Genomic DNA, 4467 nt, shown 5'->3' on the forward strand with positions numbered 1-4467 from the left:
TTTGAGGATCAGGTCAGCACGCTCGTTGCATGTGCCGGGGGTCAGGGGAGCACGAGCATCCGGGCGGGAGGTGCGCCCTCCCGCTGCCAGTCGAAGCGGGCCTCGCCCACGACCCGCCACCCGCGGTGCAGGTAGACGGCGTGGGCCACGCCGTCGCGGTCGTCGACGTCGAGCACCGGGGTGCGTCCCTGCGCGTGCAGGTGCGCGACGGCGACGTCCAGCAGTGCACCGCCGACACCGCGACCCTGCGCCGTCGGGCCCACGAACAGGACCGAGACGCAGCCGAGCTCGGTGACCGGGCGGCCCGCCCCCGCGGACCAGATGGCGCCGTACCGGTCGTCGGGCACCGTCGTGACGCTGACGTGCCCGACGACCGCGCCGTCGACCTCCGCCACCCAGGCGCGCTCCTCGTCGGGGCGGACGACGAACTCCTCGACGGGGAACGGCAGGGGCCAGCGGTGCGGGTAGCCGGACGCCGGCTGCTGGGCACCGAGGGCCTCGACGAGCGCGGGCAGGTCGGCGGCCACCCGGTCGCGCAGGACGAGAGCCGGAGCGGGCGCGGTGGCCGGGTCGTGGGTCACCCCACGATCCTGGCACGCGGTCCCGACAGGCTCGCCGCCGTCCGCGGTCTGGGCGCTGCCGGAGAAGTCACGCGGAGACGCTCAGCGTGGCGCCGACGGTCGCCGGGTCGGCCAGGGTGTCGGCGTGCACCCGCGCGAGCTGGGCGCGGGAGACCTTGAGCCCCTGGCGGGTGTGGTCGGTCGTCACGTGGGCGGACGTGCCGGTGGCGGGGTCGTCCGTGAGCGAGACGGGTCGCACGAGCGTCCAGTCGAGGCCGCTGCCGCGCACGACCTCCTCCTGGCGTCCGGAGTCGGTGAACTGGCGCCCGATGACGAACCGGAACACCAGCTTCCAGGTGAGGTCGAGGTGGGCCCACGACTCCCCGAGCCCGTAGGTCGACTGCACGACGAGCCGGCGCACACCGGTCTCGCGCATCGCCTCCACGACGGTCGCGGTGCCGCGCGAGCGCACGTCCGCGGGGCTGCTCGCCCGGCGCAGCCACTGCACGGCGAGCGGGTTGTCCGAGATGCCGAGCGTGACGACGACGGCGTCCTGCCCGGCGACGGCCTTGGCGACCGCCTCGGGGTCCAGCGCGTCACCGTCGACGGGTCGCACCGTCCCGGGCCCGGGGAGCGGCGTCGCGAACGCGGCGCTCGCCGTCCGGCCGAAGGCGGTCACGCGGTGCCCTGCCTCGACGAGCTCACGGGTCACGGCGAGGCCGCTGCCGCGCGTCGCTCCGACCACCAGTACGTCCATGAGAATCCTCCTCGTCGTGCCGGGTCCCGTACGGTCCCGGCGTCGATCTCCAGATTTCCGCAACCTGGCCGGACGAACAATGTCGTGATCACCGGAAGTCTTGACCGATCGTCCGGAGGGGCCCGAGGATGGGCGCATGATCGACGTCGCCACGCTGCTGCCTGTCCCTGGTGCCGGGCTGCCGCAGCAGGACCCCTGGGCCGACCTGCTGGGCGGTCTCGAGATGGAGGCCGTCTTCTGCTCGACGGGGCGCTTCACCGAACCGTGGGGCATCGCGCTGCCGGCGCTGCCCCGCACCACGATGTTCCACCTGCTCCTCGACGGCCGGGCCGTGGTCGACGTCGACGGCGACCGGCACGAGCTCGGGCCCGGCGACCTCGTCCTCGTGCCTCACGGCACCGGCCATCGCATCACCGGCACCGTCGACGACCCGGCCACCGGGCTGTGGGACGTGGACCGCACGGTGGTCGCCGACCGCTACGAGCAGCTGCGGATCGACGGCGGCGGGCGCCCCGCCACCCTCGTGTGCGGGGCGGTGGGCTTCACGGACCCTGGTGCGGCCCGGCTCCTCGCGAGCCTGCCGCCCGTGCTGCGCGCCCCCGACGGCGGCCACGATGCCGGCGACGACGGGTCGTGGCTCCGGGCCGTCGTCGCCGCGATCGATCACGAGGTGCGCCGTCCACGGCCGGGCACCGACGTCGTCACCGCGCGGCTGGCCGACGTGCTCCTCGTGCACGTGGTGCGCGGCTGGCTGGAGGCCGAGGAGCCGGCGTCCGGCTGGATCGCCGCCCTCCGGGACCCGGCGCTCGGCCCGGTGCTGCGCGCCGTGCACGCGGCACCGGGGGGCCCGTGGACCCTGGACGCGCTGGCCGCCCGCGCCCGCCTGTCCCGGTCCGCGTTCGCGGACCGGTTCGCCGGCACGGTCGGCGAGCCGCCGATGGCGTACGTGACCGGCTGCCGCATGGACGCCGCGGCCCGCCTGCTGCGCGCGGACGGCGCGAGCGTGGAGGTCGTGGCACGCCGGGTGGGGTACGACTCCGTCCCCGGCTTCCACCGCGCGTTCGTGCGGCGGTACGGCGTGACGCCGGGCGCGTGGCGGGCGTCCGGCGCGGCACGCAGCCTCGCGGAGGTGCTCGGACGCTGACGTGCCGGGTGGGGCGGGGAGCGGGGGAGAATGCCCCGGTGAGCACTCCCGATCCCGGCGGCGTCACGCGCGTGACCGACCCCGCCGACCCGCGCCTGCACGACTACACCGACCTCAAGGACGTGAAGCTCCGCTCCGCGCGGGAGCCGGCCGAGGGCCTGTACATGGCCGAGTCGTCGTCGGTGATCCGCCGCGCCCTGGAGGCCGGGCACCGGCCGCGGTCGTTCCTGATGGGCGACAGGTGGCTCGACTCGATGGCGGACGTGCTCGCCGCCCACCCGGGCGTCCCTGTCTACGTGGGCGACGACGCCGTCGTGCAGCAGATCACCGGGTTCCACCTGCACCGTGGGGCGCTCGCGGCCATGCACCGGCCGGCGCTGCCCACCGTGCACGAGCTCGTGGCGGGCGCGCGCGGCGGCACGGGGGCGCGCCGCGTCGCGGTGCTGGAGGACATCGTGGACCACACGAACGTCGGGGCGATCTTCCGCTCCGCCGCCGCGCTCGGCGTCGACGCGGTGCTGGTCTCGCCGCGCTGCGCGGACCCGCTCTACCGGCGGTCGGTGCGCGTCTCCATGGGCACGGTCTTCCAGGTGCCGTGGACGCGTCTGGACTCCTGGCCCGGCGGGCTGCACGCGCTGCAGGAGGACGGTTTCACGGTCGCGGCGCTGGCGCTGTCCGACGACTCGATGTCCCTCGACGAGCTGGCGGCCGACCTGCCCGAGCGGCTCGCGATGGTGCTGGGCACCGAGGGCGACGGTCTCTCGCGCGGCGCGGTCGACGCCGCCGACGTCGTCGTGCGGATCCCGATGGCCGGGGGAGTGGACTCGCTCAACGTGGCCGCCGCGTCGGCCGTGGCCTTCTGGGCGACGCGGTAGGCAGCGACGCGGTAGGCAGTAGCGTGCGCCGCGATCAGCGCCCGGCGTGCGGGAGAGCCAGGTTCACCAGGCTGACGACGAACCTGCCGGGCTCCTCGTGCATGCACAGGTGCGCCGAGTGCTCGAAACGCACGACGTCCTTCGACGGCGCGGTGACCCGCTCGAACCACCGCTCCACGGGCGCCGTCGGCGTCGTGTAGTCGTGCCGGCCGAGGAACTGGATCATCGGCACGTCGAACTCGACCTGGTCGCTCGCGTCGAACCCGAGGACGTCGTCGAGCACGCGGGGGAGGGTGATCGACTGGCCCTGCGCGCCGAGCTCCAGGTCGTCGGCGGAGTAGTACGGCGACAGGGCCTCGGACTCGAAGAAGTACCGGGACTCCGCGCGGTAGGCGGACAGCCCGCCGTAGTGCTGCGCCCACCGCCGGCACACGACGATGCGCTCGACGGTGAGCGGCTCCTCGCCGGGGTAGTCGCCGAGGGCGCGCAGCTCCGCGAGCGCCTCGGCGTTCCCGTCGGCGGTGGCGCTCCGTACCGCGTGCGCGAAGGCCTCGGACTCGTTGTCCGGGCCGGAGATCACCTGGCCGACGCCGACGTACGCCCAGAGCAGGTCCGGCCGGCGCCGGGCGAGCAGGACGCCGAGGATCGATCCCCAGCTGTGCCCCAGGAGGCCGACGCGCTCGACGCCGAGCTCGTCCTGCAGCCAGGCGATGAGCTCGACGAGGTCGCTGACGTAGCGGTCCACGCTCAGGTCCGTGTCGTCGTCGACGCCGCCGACGGACTTGCCGCTGCCGCGCTGGTCGTAGTTGACGACGGTGAAGTAGTCCTCCACCCCGCGCTGCCAGATCCACGAGGTGGGCAGCGACGGGACGGCGGGGCCGCCGTGGCAGACGACGAGCACCGGGTTGGAGCGGTCGCGGCCGCGGATCGAGACGAACTGCTCGACGCCGCCGAGCTCGACGGTCGCCGTGCGGTCCACGGCCTGCGGGTTGGGGATCGCGCTCAGGTCGGCGATGACTGCTCGCCCTGCGTCGTCGGTCATGGCCGCACCTTAGGGGAAGCGAGGGAGTACGAGGGGAAGCACGGAGAAGCGCGGGGAGAGCGAGGGGCCGGCGCGGCGCTGCTCCACGC

At 74.7% G+C, this 4467-nt stretch carries 5 protein-coding genes; 2 read left to right on the plus strand and 3 right to left on the minus strand.

Annotated features, from left to right (window positions below; genetic code table 11):
- Window positions 1-41: 41 nt before the first annotated feature.
- Window positions 42-581: a GNAT family N-acetyltransferase gene (locus tag ACFT55_RS19190; RefSeq protein WP_380245446.1), complete on the minus strand. Its 540-nt coding sequence runs from the start codon at window positions 579-581 to the stop codon at window positions 42-44.
- Between the two features lie 67 nt (window positions 582-648).
- On the minus strand, window positions 649-1317 hold the full coding sequence (locus ACFT55_RS19195) for an NAD(P)-dependent oxidoreductase (protein ID WP_380245447.1): 669 nt from the start codon (window positions 1315-1317) through the stop codon (window positions 649-651).
- Window positions 1318-1453: 136 nt separating this feature from the next.
- On the opposite strand from ACFT55_RS19195, the gene ACFT55_RS19200 reads away from it, so the two are divergent.
- Both ACFT55_RS19200 and ACFT55_RS19205 read left to right on the plus strand, forming a co-directional pair.
- Window positions 1454-2461: an AraC family transcriptional regulator gene (locus ACFT55_RS19200; RefSeq protein WP_380245448.1), complete on the plus strand. Its 1008-nt coding sequence runs from the start codon at window positions 1454-1456 to the stop codon at window positions 2459-2461.
- 38 nt (window positions 2462-2499) lie between these two features.
- Complete coding sequence (locus tag ACFT55_RS19205) at window positions 2500-3336, plus strand: TrmH family RNA methyltransferase (RefSeq protein ID WP_380245449.1); 837 nt, start codon at window positions 2500-2502, stop codon at window positions 3334-3336.
- Window positions 3337-3370: 34 nt separating this feature from the next.
- Here the strand turns inward: ACFT55_RS19205 and ACFT55_RS19210 are convergent, their stop codons facing one another.
- Complete coding sequence (locus tag ACFT55_RS19210) at window positions 3371-4378, minus strand: alpha/beta fold hydrolase (protein ID WP_380245450.1); 1008 nt, start codon at window positions 4376-4378, stop codon at window positions 3371-3373.
- Between the last annotated feature and the right edge of the window lie 89 nt (window positions 4379-4467).

This window comes from Isoptericola sp. NPDC057191, assembly GCF_042670225.1.
Lineage (GTDB): Bacteria > Actinomycetota > Actinomycetes > Actinomycetales > Cellulomonadaceae > Isoptericola.

What these genes read in the sequence shown, in the direction of transcription:
- ACFT55_RS19195 (WP_380245447.1), bottom strand. Translation starts at nt 1,317, where the DNA reads ATGGACGTACTGGTGGTCGGAGCGACGCGCGGCAGCGGCCTCGCCGTG.
- ACFT55_RS19210 (WP_380245450.1), bottom strand. Translation starts at nt 4,378, where the DNA reads ATGACCGACGACGCAGGGCGAGCAGTCATCGCCGACCTGAGCGCGATC.
- ACFT55_RS19200 (WP_380245448.1), top strand. Translation starts at nt 1,454, where the DNA reads ATGATCGACGTCGCCACGCTGCTGCCTGTCCCTGGTGCCGGGCTGCCG.